The organism is Streptomyces sp. Act143 (assembly GCF_003143935.1).
Taxonomy (GTDB): domain Bacteria; phylum Actinomycetota; class Actinomycetes; order Streptomycetales; family Streptomycetaceae; genus Streptomyces.
Genome location: NZ_QFRX01000001.1, coordinates 1,871,827 through 1,888,560, shown reverse-complemented (window position 1 = coordinate 1,888,560; position 16,734 = coordinate 1,871,827). Strand labels below are relative to the sequence as shown.

Sequence of the window (16,734 nt, the reverse complement as noted above, 5' to 3'; positions counted from 1 at the left end):
TGCGGCGCGCAGATGTGCTGATCCTTTGAATCCCCGGGCCGCTTCCTGAGATTCCGGTGAGGACCCCGCGCCGGGAGGGCTCCTGCCGGGTCCGCGCCCATGACGGCACCGGCCGCCGAACGGACAGGGGACCCGGCTCCGGGCCGGGTCCCCTGTGCGGCGAGCGCCCTCAGGCGTTCGTCGGCACCCGCGGCCGGCTCGTCCCCTCCTCGCTCAGCCCGAACCGGTCGTGCACCCGCCGCAGCGGCCTCGGGGCCCACCAGGCCCGCCGCCCGAGCAGCGCCATCGTCGCCGGGACGAGCAGCATGCGGACGACGGTGGCGTCGATCAGCACCGCGAGGGTGAGCCCCAGTCCGATCTGGAGGATGGGGGAGAAGCCGCCCGTCATGAAGGCGCCGAAGACCACGGCCAGCAGCAGCGCGGCGCAGGTCACCACCCGCCCGGAGCGGCGCAGGCCCGTCACCACGGCCTCCCGCTCGTCCACGCCGGCCCGCCGGGCCTCCCGCATCCGCGCCAGGATGAACAGCTCGTAGTCCATCGCGAGGCCGAAGGCGATCGCGATGATCAGCGGTGGTGCCGTGAGGCTGAGCGCCCCGAGGCCCTCGGCGCCCAGGAGCCCGGCCAGGTGCCCGTCCTGGAACACCCACACCACCGCGCCCAGCGCGGCGCCGAGGCTCAGCAGCGTGGTCGCGATCGTGCGCAGCGGGATCAGGACCGACCCGGTGAAGGCGAAGAGCAGGACGAAGATGCCGGCCAGCACGGTCAGCGCGGCCCAGGGCGCCCGGTCGGCGAGCATCCCCCGGAAGTCGACGAGCCGGGCGGCCGGACCGGTGACCTCGACCGGGGCGTCCCCGCGCAGGTCGCGGACCCGCTCCACCAGGGCGGTGGCCGCGGCGCCGTCCACGCTGCCGGGCGGCGGCAGTTCCATGACCGTGGTCCCGTCCGGCAGGTCCCGGGACTCCGCACGCGGCGACAGGGCGCGGATGCGGTCGGCGGTGGCCGCGTCGGTGCCGGGCTCGATGACGACGGTGATCGTGGACACCCCGGTGCCCGGCGGGAAATGCGCGTCGACGGTGTCGTACAGCTGCCGTGCCTCGGTGCTCGACGGCAGCTGCTGGGCGTCGCCCAGGTTGATCCGCAGGCCCGTCACGGGCAGGGCGAGCACCAGCAGGGCCGGGACGATCACCGCCAGGACGGCGACCCGGTTGCGGGCGGAGAAGCGGGCCAGGCGGGCGAAGAACCGGCCCTCCTCGCCCTCCTGGCGGACCTTGGCCGGCGGGATCTTCCGGCCGAAGCGGGTGAGCAGCGCGGGCAGCAGCGTGACCGCCGCCAGCATGTCGACGACCACCACGGCGGCCACGGCCAGGCCCATGCTGCGCAGGAAGACGCTGGGGAAGACCAGCAGCCCGGTCAGGCTGACCGCCACCGTGAGCCCGGAGAACAGCACCGTCCGCCCGGCCGCGGCGACCGTGCGGTGCACGGCCTCGACGACGTCCTCGGTGCTCCGGCGTTCCTCGCGGAACCGGACCAGCATCAACAGGGCGTAGTCCACGGCGAGTCCGAGGCCCAGCATCGTGGTCACCTGGATCGCGTACACCGAGATGTCGGTGACCGAGCTGAACAGGAACAGCGCCAGGAACGCACCCGCGATGCCGCTCACCGCGATGACGAGGGGCAGCGCGGCCGAGCGCAGCCCGCCGAAGACGACGAGGAGCAGCGCGAGGACCACGGGCAGCGAGATCAACTCCGCGTTGCGGACGTCTTCCTGGGCCTTCTCCCCGATCTGCAGCCCCAGCAACGGGCCGCCGCTGACGTGGACCTCGGGCGCGTCGAGCTGCTTGATGCGGTCGGCAGCGTCGTCCACGGCCCGTTCCTCGGCGTCGTCGTCGAGCCCGCCCTTCAGCGTGACGGGAATGAGCAGCGCCCGCCCGTCCTCGGCGGTCAGGCCGGGGGTGGTGTACGGGTCCGGTACGGCCGCCACCCCGGCGATCTTCCGTACGTCGGCGACCGCCCGCTCGACCTGGGTCCGCAGTGCGGGGTCGGCGACGGCGGTGCCCTCTACGACGGCGGTGATCGAGTCGCCGGACGGGTCGACCCGGTCGAGGTACTGCGCGGCCGCCTCCGACTCGGTGCCCGGCACCTCGGGCACGTTGTCCGACAGGCGCCCGAAGACGCCGGTGCCGAGCCCGAAGCCGAGCAGCAGGAAGAGCACCCACAGGGCGATGACGGTGAGCGGACGGCGTGTGGCCGTCCGGGCGAGTGTGGAGAGCACGGTCCCTCCCGGCGAGGCGTCGGATGACATGCCCTCAGGCTCGCGGGGGAGAGGGTGGTGCCGGATCGCCGGAGGGAGCGGTTTCCGGGGCTCCGTCGCACGGGGGAGAGGGGCCGGCGTCTCACTCCCGCGGGGGAGGAACCGTGCGTTCGGCGCTACCGGCCGAGCGGGTGGTCGTACCGCAGGAACCCGTTGAAGGCCGCCACCTTGTCGTACAGGGCACGGGCGGTCGCGTTGTGCTCCTGGGTCGTCCAGTACAGGCGGGCGGCGCCGCGCTCGCGTGCGGCCTGCGCCACGTGCTCGATGAGCGCGCGGGCGGCTCCCTGGCCGCGCGCCGACTCGTCCACGAACAGGTCCTGGAGGTAGCAGACGTCGGCCGTCCAGCCGGAGACGTGGAAGAGGTAGTGCGCGATGCCGACCAGCTTCCGGTCCGCCGTCCACGCGCCGGCCCCGTACACCTCCTCGCCGTCCAGGAGGCGGTGCCACATCTCCCCGTAGCCCTCGTCGGGCACCTCGGTACGGTAGAACGCCTTGTAGCCGCGCGCCAGTTCTTCCCAGCGGGCCCGGTCCTCCGGGCGCAGCGAACCAATCGTGATCATGGGCCGTCATTGTCGTCGGACGCCCCGGGGACCACCAGCCCCGTCTCATAGGCGCAGATCACGGCCTGGACCCGGTCCCTCAGCCCCAACTTGCCCAGCACATTGCTGACATGGGTCTTCACGGTGTGCTCGCTGACGAACAGCGTGGTGGCGATCTCCGCGTTGGACAGGCCCCGGGCCAGCATGCGCAGCGTCTCCACCTCGCGGGCCGTCAGGACGTCCAGGCGCTCCGGGGTGGCCTCGGCCGCGGCGGCCTCCCGGCGGCGCCGCACGATGTCGGCGACCAGGCGGCGGGTGACGGCGGGCGCGAGCAGCGAGTCCCCGGCGGCCACGACCCGCACGGCGTGCACCAGGTCGTCGCGGCGCACGTCCTTCAGCAGGAAGCCGCTGGCGCCCGCGTACAGGGCCTCGTAGACGTACTCGTCGAGGTCGAACGTGGTCAGCATGACGACTTTGCAGCCGGACTGCCCGCACACCCGGCGGGCCGCCTCCAGGCCGTCCATCACCGGCATGCGGATGTCGAGGAGCAGCACGTCGGGCGTGTGCCGCTGCACCGCCGCGACCGCCTCCGCGCCGTCACCCGCCTCGGCGACGACCTCGATGTCCGCCTGCGCCTCCAGGATCATGCTGAAGCCGCTGCGCACGAGCTCCTGATCGTCGGCGACGACCACCCGGATGCTCACCCCAGCGCCGCCTGCCGGTCACCGGCCGGGAGGCGTACGACGACCCGGAAGCCGCCGTCCGGGCCGCGCCCGGCGCGGGCCTCGCCACCGCAGGCGGCGGCCCGTTCCCGGATGCCGATCAGGCCGTGGCCGCCGCCCGGCGTCGTGGGCCCGCACCCGTCGTCCGTCACCGTCAGCGTCAACGCCTGCTCCGTCCAGTCGAGTTCGACGGTCGCGGAGGAAGCGTACGCGTGCTTGACGGTGTTGGTGAGCGCCTCCTGGGCCACCCGGTAGGCCGCCACGTCGGTGTCCGGTGGCAGCGGCAGGGGATCACCCGTCGTGCTCAACCGCACGCGCAGCCCCGTCGTTTCGCCGACCTGGCGGACCAGGGCGGGCAGCGCCCTGATGCCGGGCTGCGGCGAAGTGCCGTTGCGCTGCTCCTCCTTGAGGACGCCGAGGATGCGCCGCAACTGCGCCATCGCGTCCCGCCCGGCCCCGGCGATGGCGTCGAACGCGGCCTCCGCGCGCGCCGGATCACTGCGCACCACGACCGGTCCGGCCTCGGCCTGCACCACCATCAGGCTCACCGCGTGGGCCAGGATGTCGTGCATGTCCCGGGCGATCCGGGCCCGCTCCTGCGCCGTCGCCCGCGCAGTGTCCGCGGCCCGCTCCCGCTCCAACCGCCGTGCCCGGTCCTCCAGTTCGGCGGTGTAGGCGCGCTGGACGCGGGCCAGCACGCCGAACGCGTAGGCGCAGGCCACGCTCATCAGCTGGAAGGCGTACTCGAAGGGTTCCGGGCTCTCCTTGTGCGTCATGACGAGCGACACCCCGATCGCCCAGCCCACCAGCATGAAGCGCCGCTGCCACGGCGCCCCCCGGGCGGCCATGGTGTACAGCACGACCAGACCGCCGTACATCACGTCCGGCGGCGGCGCGTGGTACAGCGCCTGGGCGGGGGTGGCCACGGACACCGCGCACGCCGTCGCGAACGGCGCGCGGTGCCGCCAGACCAGGGGCAGGGCGGTGGCCGCGCCGAGCAGCCAGCCCTGCCAGGTCAGCCGGTCGTCGCCCTCGTCGGGGAAGATCCACTGGAGCGAGGCGGCGAACAGCACGAGCGCGGCGAGCGCGGTGTCGACGACATAGGGATTCGTGGGACGCAGCCGCTTGACCAGCGGCGCGAACCAGGGCTGAGCGGGCATCGGCGGCTCCTCGGGGCAGGGGCCGTCCCAGTATCGCGAGGGGGGAGGGGGTGGGGCCTCGCCGGTGAGAGGGATATACGGGGGCGGGGGCGGCCGGTGGGACGCAGCCGGGGTCGTCCCGGTTCCTCGTTCCCTGACGATCAGTGCTGGCCCACGGGCCCGTGAGCGCACGGCTCCCATTCACCGTACGGAAGGGGCACTTCGGAAAGAAGAGGAAACGGAAGCTCAGCTGCCTGGGGTGGTTGCGGCCCTGCTCGGCGGGGCGCTCACCGCCCGTGGCGGGCCGGGCAGTCAGTGCGCGGCACAGCTCGCCGCGTGCACGAACCCGAGCTCAAGCTGGCCGGCGTGGCCTCGGGTGGAGTTCCTGGCGACCTCAAGCAGGTAGGCACGTGCCTCAACAGCGGCGCCTTCGCAGATCGGCGCTACGGTGCTCCAGCACCTGGGGCGCCTCGGGGAGGTGATTCCGGTGGAGACCGGCCACAGGACCCGGCGCGCGCACCACAGGGGCGACGGGTAGGGGGACGAACATGGTCGTTCCCGACGTGCGACAGCCGCCGTCGCCCTACACTCGCCTGCGAGGCGCTGTCGGGACGCCGAGGGGGATCACATGCGCGTCGTCATCGCTGCTCCGGACCAGGAGGACGGGCAGTTGCTCGCCGACGAACTTCATGACTGGCTCGTCGACGACGTCGAACTCCATCGCACGGCCAAGATCCGACGGGTGCCGCGCGACGCCGTCGGCGCCATGGGCGTGTCGGACGTCATCGAGGTCGTGGTCAGCCAAGGCATCGCCGCGCTCAACCTGGCCCTGGCCTATGCGAGTTGGCGTACCACCCGCCCTGCCCCGCCCGGAGTCACCGTGACCTTCGCGGAGGGCACGATCACGCTCACGGACGACAGCCCGGAAGCGCTGGAGCGCGTTCTGGCCGCGCTGCGGCGGAGCGCGGACGACGATGGTGCGACAGCCTGACCCGTCCACCGCTCGCGCGGTCATCGTCGGTGTGGAGAACTACGTCCATCTGGATCCCCTCCCCGCGGTCACCAACAACGTGGCCCGCCTCGGTGAACTGCTGCGCGACCCCGGGCTGTGGGGGCTCGCGGACGAGCACTGCCGCATCCTGCTGAATCCGGGATCGGAACGCGACGTCCTGGACGCCGTGCACGAAGCGGCCTCCGAGGCGGCGGGCTTCTTTCTGCTGTACTTCGCGGGGCACGGCCTGCGTGACCACACCGAGAACCTGCAACTCGCGCTGCCGGACACCTCCAAGGAACACATCTACCGGGCACTCTCGTACGACCGCCTCCGGTCCGTGCTTCTCAAGGCGTGCCGGGCCGACCACAAGGTGATCATCATCGACTCGTGCTTCAGCGGCCTCGCCGTGGGGGGCATGGGGTCGCCCGACGTCGCCGACTACGCGGAGGTCGACGGCACGTTCCTGCTGACCTCCTCCGCGGGGACCCGGATCTCGATGGCCCCGGTCGGCGCCCGGTACACCCTGTTCACCGGTGAGCTCCTGAAGGTATTGGAACAGGGCGATCCGAGCGCGGACGACCTTCTCGACATGGACACCATCTACCGGGCCGTGGCCCGCGCCCTCAGGGCCGCGAGCGGGCCCGCCCCCCAGCAGAGGGCCCGTAACGGCGGTGCCCGGATCACCTTCGTGCGTAATCGTGCCCACATAGGCCCGTTGCGGGACTCGGTCTTCGGGCCACTCCCAGGGGGCCTGCCGCAGGGATACCACAACCTGTTGCACGAGACCGTCCCCGGGCTGCTGGCCCAACTGGAGCTGACCGCGAAGGAGCAGGCGGACGCGGCGCTCCTCGTCGTCGCTGAGCGCTGGCCCGAGCAGCAGACGGCCGCTCTGCTGACCGAACTGGCACGGGTGGGCAGGGAGCGCCAGGCAGACGTCGCCGTCGGCGCCGTGGTCGGCCGTCCCGCCCAGGAGGTCGCCGCCTGCCTCGACGTCCTCGAGCAACTGGGCGCATGGCAATTGATCGGCGCACTGCTGAAGGCGCTGATCCGCACGGGGCCGACGGCCGTCGCGCGCGTGGCGGGGAAGCTGCGCGAGCACGGGACGACGATGGCGGAGCGCCTGGTACGGGCCGCCCTGGCCGAGGGGGGACCGGCCGGCTCGGCGGACCTGGTGACCGCTCTGTACCAGCGCGGTCTCGGGGACGAGGCGCTGTCGGAGCTGCGGACGCTGATGTCCGGACACCCCGATCCCCGCTACGTCGGGGTCGCGGACGCGCTGCTGGCGGGTGGCGCGACGTCCTCCGCGTACGAGCTCTACGCGGAGTTGCCCGTGGCGCTCGCCACGACGCGAAGGCCGGAGGACACCGCCCGGCTGCTGGCCTCGATGGCGGACAACGGAGCGCGCGGACGGGCGGTGGCGCTTCTCGACAGCCTGCTGGGGGTTCCCGGCGGGACGGGGGCCGTGCACTGGGCGCTCGCGCTGCACGCGGTCGGCCTCGACTGGGCCGACGAGATCGCACGAAAGGAGCTGGGTACCGCCGCCGTGGACGACGTCCTGCGTGTCCTGGAACAGGTCCGCCGCAGTCGCCCCGGGGAACTCCCGACGGTCGTACGGTGGGCGATCGACGACGCCAGAAGTACGGCCGACATCGTGGCGTTCACGACAGCACTGCGGGAGTACGGCCTGCCGCTGGACGCCCTGCGCATCCTCACCGAGACCGCCGACGCGGACCTGGAGAAGGCCGCCGCCCTCATCTCGGCACTCAGGCCCGGCCGGGACGACGAGGCCGCCAAGCTTCTGGCCCGTGCGTACGAGCGTCCCCTCAGAGACCGGATCCTGTTCGTGACAGCCCTGCGCAGACACGGGGCGGACCAGGACGCCCGGCCCCTGCTCGCCGACGTCCTGGCCCGCCACTCCGCCGCCGACCTACTCGCCGAACTTTCCCTGCTCTCCAGGGAAATCGACCTGGACGACCTCCTCGCGCACTTCGCTGCCGCTGCCCGGGGCGAGCACCTGGGGCCACTGCTGTTCGAGTACTGGGAGTCCGGCCGGCACGCGGATGCGGAACGGCTGCTCTGCAGCCTGACCGGGGATCGGCTGTCTCTTCTGGCGGGGACGCTGGAGGAGTTCACGGCGGTCCGGTCGAGCGAGCCCATCCAGCTCGGTGAACCCCTCGTGATGTACGAGGAGCGGACTCGCCGGGCGGCGCAGTCTCGGGCGTGGCTGGCCACCGCTGTCTCCCGACTCGGCTCCGACGCGCTCGTGCACCTCACCGAAAAGGTCGCCACGACGCTGCCGTCCGGGGCTGCGTCCTTCAGCCGGCAGACGCCGCTGGGCGCGGTGGTGGCCGCGAGCACGCGCCGCGTGCCGCTTCCTGTGCTGCTGGCCCTGGTCGAGGCTCACAGGGAGCGCGATGCAGGTCTGCCGCACCCGACCGGCATGAGTCCGCTCCTGTGGGTGCTCGGAACGGCCCTGAGCTCGCGCGCGGACGCGCAGCTGCTGCTCTCCCATCTCTTCGAGGACCGACGGCACGTCCTGCGGATCCCCGACGAACTGCGCGAACTGATGCGGACGGTTCCCTGCGAGGATGCCGCACACGTCTACCTCGTCCTGGCGCGCGGCGGTCCGCTGCATCCCGCCGCGCTCTCCGGGCTCGGCGACCGGCCGGATCTGCCGGGCGTGCTGGCGCGCTTGCATGCCTCGGGGCTGTCGCGCGGGGAGGCACTGCGAATCCGGCGCGCCGGACTGCGCCCATGGCAGTACGGCGTCGCCGTCAAGGTGGTCATGGACCTCCTCGAACAGACGGTGGGCCTCTACACCGTGAACGTCCTGACCGGGGCGGCGGGGGAGCTGGAGCCGCATTCCCTCGGAGAGCTCATCGGCACCCTCGGGATCCAGCGCAGGGTCAACGACCTCGACCGGGTCGTCGCCTCCGCCGCCGCGCAACGAGGCCCGCTGGCGCAGTGGCTGCCTGACGTCCTGGTCGTACTGCGCGGAGCCCGGCTGGACGACTTGGCCGCCCGGGTCATCCAGAAGGCGGTCCGTTGCTCCCCCACGTCCGATGCGGCGGCCGTGGTGGACGGTCTGCGCGAGGACGGCCTGTGCGGCGAGGCCGATCTGGTGGAGGAGGCCAACCGGCACCATCGGATGACAAGGTGGCTGCACAGGTGACGCCGCGCGTTCCGAGCCCGTCTCGGCTCGGCGCCGTCGCTCAGTCCGATGCCGGCCGCCACCCCAGCGCCCGCGATATCCCGCGCGCCGCGACCCGCACGGCCGGCACCAACACCGGTACCTGCGCGTCGCCGTGGGGCACCACGATCGACACGGCGGCCACCACCGCCCCGCCCGTCCCGCGCACCGGGGCGGCCACCGACAGGGCGTCGTCGGTGACCTGACGGTCGCTCACCGCCACCCCCGTGCGCCGGGTCTCGGCCAGGACCCGGCGCAGCCGTGCCGGGTCCGTGATCGTGTACGGGGTGAAGGCGGCCAGCGGCCCCGTGCAGTACCGCTCCTGCGACTCCGGGGTGTCGTGGGCCAGCAGCGCGAGGCCGACGCCGGTGGCGTGCAGGGGCCAGCGGGCGCCGACCCTGATGTGCACGCCGACCGACGAACGCCCCGACAGCCACTCGATGTAGACGACGTCGGTGCCGTCCCGCACCGCCAACTGCACGTTCTCGTGCGTCGCTTCGTACAGGTCCTCCAGGTACGGCAGCGCGATCTGCCGCAGCCCGAGCCCGCGCGGCGCGAGGGCCGCGACCTCCCAGAGCCGCAGGCCCACGTGGTAGACGCCGGAGTCGTCCCGCTCCAGGGCGCCCCACCGGGTGAGGGCACCCACCAGCCGGTGCGCGGTGGTCAGGCTCAGCCCGGCCCGGCGGCTGATGTCCGTCAGGGTCAGGGCCGGGTGCCCGTGGTCGAACGCGCCGAGCACGGACAGCAGCCGGTCGGGCGCGGTGGGGGCCCCGCCGGAACGGACCCGGGACCGGCCGGTCATGGCCGGTCGGCGATTTTCAGCAGCAGCGTGTGCAGCGCGTCGCGCTCCCCGGCGTCCAGCGGCTCCAGCAGGTCGTTGGTCACCCGCCGCCCCGCCTCGTCGGTGTCGCGCAGGAAGGCGCGGCCCTTGCCGGTGAGGACGACGATCTTGCTGCGGCGGTCGTCGGGGGAAGGGCGGCGCTCGGTGAGGTCCAGCTTCTCCAGGTCGTCGACCAGGCCGACGATCGCGCTCGGGTCATAGCCGAGCCGGGTGCTCAGCTCGCGCTGGAGGGCGCCCTCGGAACCGGCGAGATAGCGCAGCACCGCGTAGTGGCGCAGCCGCAGCCCGGACTCCTGCAGGAACGTGTTGAACAACTGACCGGAGCGAAGTCCCAGGCGGTACAGGAGATAGCCCGTGTCCGCGTGCAGCCCGCGCATCCACGGCTCGTCCGCGTCGATGGGCTTGGGGGTGGCGTGCTGGCGAGTGATGGCGGGCTCCCTGTGACTCGGTGCGGCGTGGAGATTCCAGCATGACGCACCCGTCGGTCGCCAACAACTATTGACGTCAACAATTATTGCTCTTAGCTTCAATCTCGAAGCCGCACCTCTGCGAGCAGCCGCACTGAAGGGACCTCACCCGTGCCCAGCATCGATCTCTCCGGCAAGGTCGCCGTCGTCACCGGCAGCGGCCGGGGCCTCGGCCTCGCCTATGCGCACGCCCTCGCCGCCCACGGCGCCGCCGTGGTCGTCAACGACGTCGACGAGGCGGTGGCCGAGCAGGCCGTGAAGTCCCTCGCCGAGGCCGGCGGCACGGCCGTCGCCGAGGTCGTCCCGGTCGGGACGAGCGAAGCCGCCCAGCGGCTGGTCGACCGCGCGGTGCAGGAGTACGGCCGGCTGGACATCCTGGTCACCAACGCGGGCATCCTGCGCGACAAGGTGCTGTGGAAGATGACCGACGACGACTTCGACGCGGTCGTCACCACCCACCTCAGGGGCACCTTCACCTGCGCCCGCGCCGCCGCCGTCCGCATGCGCGAGCAGGGCGAGGGCGGCAGCCTGATCCTGGTCGGCTCCCCGGCCGGGCAGCGCGGCAACTTCGGCCAGACCAACTACGCCGCCGCCAAGGCCGGCATCGCCGCCATGGCCCGTACCTGGTCGATGGAGCTGGGCCGCGCGAACATCACCGTCAACGCGATCGTGCCGGTCGCCGCGACCGCGATGACGGAGACGATCCCCGCGTTCGCCCCGTACATCGAGGCGATGAAGAACGGCGAGCCGCTGCCCGACTTCCTGCGCAAGGGCGAGGGTTTCGGCACCCCTGAGGACTGCGCGGCCCTCGTCCCCTTCCTCGCCTCCGAGGCCGCCCGCGGCATCACGGGCCAGGCCATAGGAATCGGCGGCGACAAGGTGGCACTCTGGTCGCATCCGCAGGAGATCAGGGCGGCGTACGCCGACGGCGGCTGGACCCCGGAGACCCTCGCCGACGCCTTCCCCGCCTCGGTCGGCGCCGAACTCCAGTCGGTCGGCATCCCGGCGCCGAAGCTTCCGGAGGCGTGATGTCCCTTTCGGTGAATCCGGACGACCTGGTGGCGATCGACGTCCACACCCACGCCGAGGTCTCCTCCAAGGGCCACTCCTCCCTCGACGACGACCTGCACGACGCCTCCTCCGCCTACTTCAAGGTCGAGGGCAAGCGGAAGCCGACGCTGGAGGAGACGGCGGCCCACTACCGCGAACGGAAGATGGCCGCCGTGATCTTCACGGTGGACGCCGAGTCCGCGACCGGCACGGCACCCGTCCCCAACGAGGAGGTCGCGGAGGCCGCCGCCGCGAACCCCGACGTCCTCATCCCCTTTGCCTCGATCGACCCCTTCCGCGGCAGGGCAGGCGTCAAGCAGGCCCGCCGCCTGGTCGAGGAGTACGGGGTGAAGGGCTTCAAGTTCCACCCCAGCATCCAGGGGTTCTTCCCCAACGACCGCGCGGTGGCCTACGACTTGTACGAGGTCATCGAGGAGACGGGCACCATCGCCCTCTTCCACACCGGCCAGACGGGCATCGGCGCCGGAGTCCCCGGAGGCGGGGGGATCAGGCTGAAGTACTCCAATCCCCTCCACGTCGACGACGTGGCGGCCGACTTCCCGCACTTGAAGATCATCCTGGCGCACCCGTCCTTCCCCTGGCAGGACGAGGCTCTCGCGGTCGCCACCCACAAGCCCGGTGTCCACATCGACCTCTCCGGCTGGTCCCCGAAGTACTTCCCGCCGCAACTCGTCCAGTACGCGAACACCCTGCTGAAGGACAAGGTCCTGTTCGGCTCCGACTTCCCCGTCCTCACCCCCGACCGCTGGCTCGCCGACTTCGCGAAGCTGCCGATCAAGGACGAGGTGAAGCCGAGGATCCTCAAGGAGAACGCCGCCCGTCTGCTCGGGCTGACGAAGCCATAAGGGGTCGTAGATGCGCAACGAGGGACTGGGGTCGTGGCCCGCACGCCGGGCCCGCAAGACCCCGCACCGCACCGCACTGGTGCACGGCGACACGACATGGACGTACGCCCACCTCCACGAGCGCACCATCCGCCTGGCGCACGCGCTGCGCGCCCGGGGGGTGCGGCGCGGCGACCGGATCGCCTATCTCGGCCCCAACCACCCCTCCTACCTGGAGACCCTGTTCGCGGCGGGCACCCTCGGCGCCGTCTTCGTCCCGCTCAACATCCGCCTCGCAGGCCCGGAGATCGCCTTCCAGCTCGCCGATTCCGGCACCAAGGCGCTCGTGTACGGCGCGCAGTACGCGGGCCTGGTGGCCGGACTGCCGGGTGACACGCACGTGCGGGCGTACGTCGAGGTCGGCGCCGAGTACGAGGCGGAACTCGCCGGGGCGGCGACGGAGGCGATCGACGAACCGGTCGCCCCCGACGACACCTGCATCATCATGTACACCTCGGGCACGACCGGCCGCCCCAAGGGCGCGATGCTCACCCACGCCAACCTGACCTGGAACGCCGTGAACGTCCTGGTCGACACCGACCTGATCGCCGACGAACGCGCCCTGGTCTCCGCCCCGTTGTTCCACACGGCGGGCCTGAACATGCTGACGCTGCCGGTCCTCCTCAAGGGCGGCACCTGCGTCCTGGTGGCGGCCTTCGACCCGCAGGCCACCTTCGACCTGATCGAACGCCACCGGATCACCTTCATGTTCGGCGTCCCGACGATGTTCGAGCAGATCGCCCGCCACCCGCGCTGGCCGACCGCGGACCTCTCCTCCCTCCGCATCCTCACCTGCGGCGGCTCACCGGTCCCGACCGCGATGATCGCCGCGTACCAGGAACGCGGCCTGACCTTCCTCCAGGGCTACGGCATGACGGAGGCGTCGCCCGGCACCCTGTTCCTGGACGCCGAACACGCGGTGCGCAAGGCCGGTTCGGCGGGCGTGCCGCACTTCTTCAGCGACGTACGGGTCGTGCGACCGGACATGGCGCCGGTCGACGTCGGCGAGACCGGCGAGGTCGTGATCCGCGGCCCGCACGTCATGCCCGGCTACTGGGGGCTGCCCGAGGAGACGGCCGCCTCCTTCACGGACGGCTGGTTCCGCAGCGGCGACGCCGCCCGCGTCGACGAGGACGGCTATGTCTTCATCGTCGACCGCATCAAGGACATGATCATCTCGGGCGGTGAGAACATCTACCCCGCCGAGATCGAGGACCTGCTCCTCGCCCACCCCGGCATCGCCGAGTGCGCGGTCATCGGCGTGCCCGACGACAAGTGGGGCGAAGTCCCGCGCGCGGTCGTGGTCCCCCGGGAGGGCGTCGCGCTGGACCCCGACGAGGTGCTGGCCTCCCTCTCCGGACGCCTCGCCAAGTACAAGATCCCGAAATCGGTGGTGCTGGCGGACGAACTGCCGCGCACCGCCTCCGGAAAACTCCTCAAGTCCCGCGTCCGTACCCGCTACGGCAAGAGCCAAGGAAGTTCATGAGCATCACCGTCAACGGCCTCCACGAGCTGAAGAAGCTGGCCGGCACCGACCTCGGCACCAGTGACTGGATCGAGGTCACCCAGCAGCGCATCAACACCTTCGCCGACGCCACGGGCGACCACCAGTGGATCCACGTCGACCCGGAACGCGCCGCCGCGGGCCCCTTCGGCGCCCCGATCGCGCACGGCTACCTGACCCTCTCGCTGTTCATCCCGTTGTTCACCGAGCTGTTGGACGTCCAGGGCGTCACGACGAAGGTCAACTACGGCCTGAACAAGGTCCGTTTCCCCGCGCCGGTGACGGCGGGCTCGCGCATACGCCTGGCCGGCAGGCTGTCGGCGGTCGAGGAGGTGCCGGGCGGGGTGCAGATCACCGTCGACGGGGTGATCGAGATCGAGGGCGGGGCGAAGCCGGCCGCGGTGCTGCAGAGCCTTTCGCGGTTCTACGCCTGAGGGGGCTGACCGGGCGTGACCCGCGCTTCATCCCGGCGGCGGTCAGTCGCGGACCGGCACCAGCTCGATCAGGTGCCGGGCCGCTTCCTCCGCGAGCGGCGTCAGCCCCTCATGAACCCGGCGGAACGTCTTCTCCGCCCGCTCGGCCGGCCAGTCGTCCGGCAGATGCCTGACCGGCAACCGGGGGTCGCGCCGGATGACCCGCAGCCACTCCGCCTGGAGCAGCAGCCGTCGCGCCAGTGCGTCGTCGGCCTGCGGCGCACGGGTCTCCCACGGCTGCCAGCGGCCGACGAACGCCTCGTACCGCGCCGCGAGCTCGGGCAGTTCCCAGGACTCCTCGATCATCGCGCCGATGTCCATGCCCGCGTCGGCGTGCGCCCGGAAGACCTTCACATGGGCGGACAGGCCGAGCTCCGCCACCAGTTCCGCCACGTCGACCTCGCCGGGGGCGATCCACAGGCCGCTGAACAGGGGGCCGAAGCCGCTCCAGGTGAGCTTGGAGCGCAGGTCGTGGCGCTGGCGTTGCCAGGACTCGGGCAGGGAGAAGCCGAGGAGGGTCCAGGTGCCGTCCCAGTGGCGGTTGACGGCGCCCGTCTGCCAGATCCGGCGCTCGCCGTCCCGCAGGACCGCCTCCGAGTGCTCGGTCAGACCGAAGTACATGCGCCGGCCCTCGCGCTGGCGGCGCAGCAGACCGCGGTTCACCATGCGGGTGAGGGTGGAGCGCGTCGCCTGTTCGCCGACGCCGACGCGGGCGAACACGTCGATGACGCTGCCCGAGTACACACAGACGTCCCGCCCGAGCACCTGGTCGCCCAGGAACGTGAGCATCAGGGACTGGGGCCGCAGCGACTCTTCCGTGGTCACGCGGCCCACGGTACCTCGCGTCCTTCAGCCGGTGACCTGGTGGTACGCACGCGTGGCGGGGCCCCGGCCCGCGCGAGCGAGCCGGGAAGGCGGGACCGCCCTTCGTCAGGCCCCCGCCACGTCGACGAAGATGGGGTTCGCATAGAACCACGTATCCGCCCACGGGTCACCGTCCCCGGGCGCGTGCGGCACCGGCCCGTTGGGGTCGATCGACGCGCCGAGGTACCCCGCACCGTGCCGGTTGCCGTCGCTGCCGCGCAGCCGGACGTAGAAGGACTCGTCCCCGGCGGTCAGCGGGATGCGCAGGGTGTACGTTCCCTTCCGGCCGCTGACGTCCTTCGTCTGTACGACCTTGGTGTCCGGCGCCCGCCAGGAGTCCCGGTCGGCCACCGGACCGCGCACCGCGCCCCGGATCACGTCCACATGCGCCAACTCGGGCAGAATCCCCTGGGGGTTGGGCCGGGACGCGGTCGTGACCGTCACGTACAGGCTGATCTTCTCGCCCTTGCGGACGCGCAGCCGTCCGCCCAGTGTCACACCCCGGCCGGCGTCGCAGTCCCGCTTCAGGCGCACGTCGAGTCCGTCGAGCAGATGCCCGTGGTCGAGCCAGACGCGCCCCGCGCGCAGGCCGGCCATCACCGCGCGGTAGCCGTAGCGGGTGACACCGACGTGGGTGCGGCTGAACTCGCCGGGCCAGAAGTCGCTGCCGGGCTGCGGGGTGTCGGTGTTCACCGGGTCGGGGAGCTTGCCGGTGTTGTCGAAGTTCTGGCCGGTCGGCCAGTCGCCGTTCTTCCAGGTGTCGAAGACCGTGCGGTGGTTGTCGGAGTTCGTGGTGATCGTGAACAGCCTGCCCTCGGCGAGCAGCGCGTCCCACAGGCCGCCGACGGTTGCCGTCGCCCAGTCGAAGCCGCCGTACGTCACATACGCCTCGGCGGGATAGCCCGCCCAGGACTGGGCCGAGGGCTTGTTCTCGTACTCGCCGCGGATGGAGTTCGCGCCGCGCCAGCCGGGGAGAGCGGCGCCCTGGGCGCCCGGCGCGCCCTCCATGCCGATCATGATCTCGGGGGCCGCGTCCCGCCAGTTCCGCATCTCGTGCGGGGAGTCGATGCCCAGGCGCAGGGGGTGGTTGGCGATGACCAGAACGTCGTCGACGTAGCCCGAACGGCGCTGCTCCGCCAGCCACTTGATCGCCTTGACGGCGTGGGCCTCGTTGCGCGCGGTGTCGGTCGCGCCGGCCGCGCCCTCGGTGTAGCCGAGCAGTTTGCCGTCGTACGCGAGCTCGAACCGGGTGAGCAGGTCGGTCTCGTGGGCGCCGGGGGCCGCGAAGACCGTGCAGTGCTCGGCGGCCGGGATGTACCACTCCAGACCCTGGAAGATCAGCTGACGCGGGTTCGCCGCACGGGCCTTGACGATCTCGGCGTGCTCCAACTTGGCGCCGTAGTTGGCGTGCCCGAAGTTGGAGTGCTCGTTGAACACCATCCAGTCGAGGCCGTACTTGGCGGCGGCCCGCGCCAGCTGGGAGAACGTGTACTTGGCGTCGTGGCTGTACACGGAGTGCACGTGGTGGTCGCCGACGAGATAGGCGAGGCGCGGGTCGTCGCCGCCCAGGCGCTGTCCGGCGGCCGCGGCGGGCAGGGCCGCCCCGCCGAGCGCGAAGGCGGCGCCGAACAGACCGGCGCTGCGCAGGAGTCCGCGCCTGGACAGGCCCTGCGGGTCGAGGTCGGCGGGAGAGACGGACGGGTCGGCCCAGGAGGGCAGTTGCTGCTCGGTCATG

The 16,734-nt window shown here is 72.0% G+C and carries 14 protein-coding genes; 6 read left to right on the top strand and 8 right to left on the bottom strand.

Features of this window, described 5'->3' with window-relative positions:
• Positions 1-169 precede the first annotated feature (169 nt).
• From DI272_RS08460 to DI272_RS08445, 4 genes are all read right to left on the bottom strand, one after another.
• The gene (locus DI272_RS08460) at positions 170-2,272 is read right to left on the bottom strand and encodes an MMPL family transporter (protein WP_109494747.1); all 2,103 of its coding nucleotides are present in this window, start codon (positions 2,270-2,272) and stop codon (positions 170-172) included.
• A 155-nt stretch (positions 2,273-2,427) separates the two neighbouring features.
• Positions 2,428-2,871 (bottom strand): GNAT family N-acetyltransferase, encoded by a 444-nt coding sequence (locus DI272_RS08455; protein WP_109494746.1) that lies wholly within the window; start codon positions 2,869-2,871, stop codon positions 2,428-2,430.
• The gene (locus DI272_RS08450; protein ID WP_109494745.1) at positions 2,868-3,554 is read right to left on the bottom strand and encodes a response regulator transcription factor; all 687 of its coding nucleotides are present in this window, start codon (positions 3,552-3,554) and stop codon (positions 2,868-2,870) included. Before DI272_RS08450 ends, DI272_RS08455 begins: the two co-directional genes overlap by 4 nt.
• Positions 3,551-4,732, bottom strand: coding sequence for a sensor histidine kinase (locus DI272_RS08445; protein WP_109494744.1), 1,182 nt, complete (start codon positions 4,730-4,732; stop codon positions 3,551-3,553). The genes DI272_RS08450 and DI272_RS08445 overlap by 4 nt, the downstream gene beginning before the upstream one ends.
• Positions 4,733-5,339: 607 nt before the next feature.
• On the opposite strand from DI272_RS08445, the gene DI272_RS08440 reads away from it, so the two are divergent.
• Both DI272_RS08440 and DI272_RS08435 read left to right on the top strand, forming a co-directional pair.
• Complete coding sequence (locus DI272_RS08440) at positions 5,340-5,702, top strand: hypothetical protein (RefSeq protein ID WP_109494743.1); 363 nt, start codon at positions 5,340-5,342, stop codon at positions 5,700-5,702.
• Positions 5,686-8,877: a caspase family protein gene (locus DI272_RS08435; RefSeq protein ID WP_109494742.1), complete on the top strand. Its 3,192-nt coding sequence runs from the start codon at positions 5,686-5,688 to the stop codon at positions 8,875-8,877. The genes DI272_RS08440 and DI272_RS08435 overlap by 17 nt, the downstream gene beginning before the upstream one ends.
• A gap of 40 nt (positions 8,878-8,917) precedes the next feature.
• On the opposite strand, the gene DI272_RS08430 is transcribed toward DI272_RS08435, so the two are convergent.
• Positions 8,918-9,697 carry an IclR family transcriptional regulator gene (locus DI272_RS08430; RefSeq protein ID WP_109494741.1) on the bottom strand — a complete coding sequence of 260 codons (780 nt, stop codon included), beginning with the start codon at positions 9,695-9,697 and terminating at the stop codon, positions 8,918-8,920.
• Positions 9,694-10,113 carry a MarR family winged helix-turn-helix transcriptional regulator gene (locus DI272_RS08425; protein ID WP_109494740.1) on the bottom strand — a complete coding sequence of 140 codons (420 nt, stop codon included), beginning with the start codon at positions 10,111-10,113 and terminating at the stop codon, positions 9,694-9,696. The genes DI272_RS08430 and DI272_RS08425 overlap by 4 nt, the downstream gene beginning before the upstream one ends.
• A gap of 201 nt (positions 10,114-10,314) precedes the next feature.
• Here DI272_RS08425 and DI272_RS08420 point away from each other — a divergent pair, with 201 nt between their 5' ends.
• The 4 genes from DI272_RS08420 to DI272_RS08405 are packed head-to-tail and all read left to right on the top strand — an operon-like array spanning position 10,315 to position 14,096.
• Positions 10,315-11,232 carry an SDR family NAD(P)-dependent oxidoreductase gene (locus DI272_RS08420; RefSeq protein ID WP_109494739.1) on the top strand — a complete coding sequence of 306 codons (918 nt, stop codon included), beginning with the start codon at positions 10,315-10,317 and terminating at the stop codon, positions 11,230-11,232.
• Complete coding sequence (locus DI272_RS08415; RefSeq protein WP_181387124.1) at positions 11,232-12,119, top strand: amidohydrolase family protein; 888 nt, start codon at positions 11,232-11,234, stop codon at positions 12,117-12,119. The genes DI272_RS08420 and DI272_RS08415 overlap by 1 nt, the downstream gene beginning before the upstream one ends.
• A 10-nt stretch (positions 12,120-12,129) precedes the next feature.
• Complete coding sequence (gene menE, locus DI272_RS08410; protein WP_109494738.1) at positions 12,130-13,644, top strand: o-succinylbenzoate--CoA ligase; 1,515 nt, start codon at positions 12,130-12,132, stop codon at positions 13,642-13,644.
• Positions 13,641-14,096: a MaoC family dehydratase gene (locus tag DI272_RS08405; protein WP_109494737.1), complete on the top strand. Its 456-nt coding sequence runs from the start codon at positions 13,641-13,643 to the stop codon at positions 14,094-14,096. The genes menE and DI272_RS08405 overlap by 4 nt, the downstream gene beginning before the upstream one ends.
• Before the next feature lie 42 nt (positions 14,097-14,138).
• Here DI272_RS08405 and DI272_RS08400 read toward each other — a convergent pair whose 3' ends face one another.
• Both DI272_RS08400 and DI272_RS08395 read right to left on the bottom strand, forming a co-directional pair.
• Positions 14,139-14,960 carry a PaaX family transcriptional regulator C-terminal domain-containing protein gene (locus DI272_RS08400; RefSeq protein ID WP_258314490.1) on the bottom strand — a complete coding sequence of 274 codons (822 nt, stop codon included), beginning with the start codon at positions 14,958-14,960 and terminating at the stop codon, positions 14,139-14,141.
• Between the two features lie 105 nt (positions 14,961-15,065).
• Positions 15,066-16,733, bottom strand: coding sequence for a PHP domain-containing protein (locus tag DI272_RS08395; RefSeq protein WP_109494736.1), 1,668 nt, complete (start codon positions 16,731-16,733; stop codon positions 15,066-15,068).
• Position 16,734 lies beyond the last annotated feature (1 nt).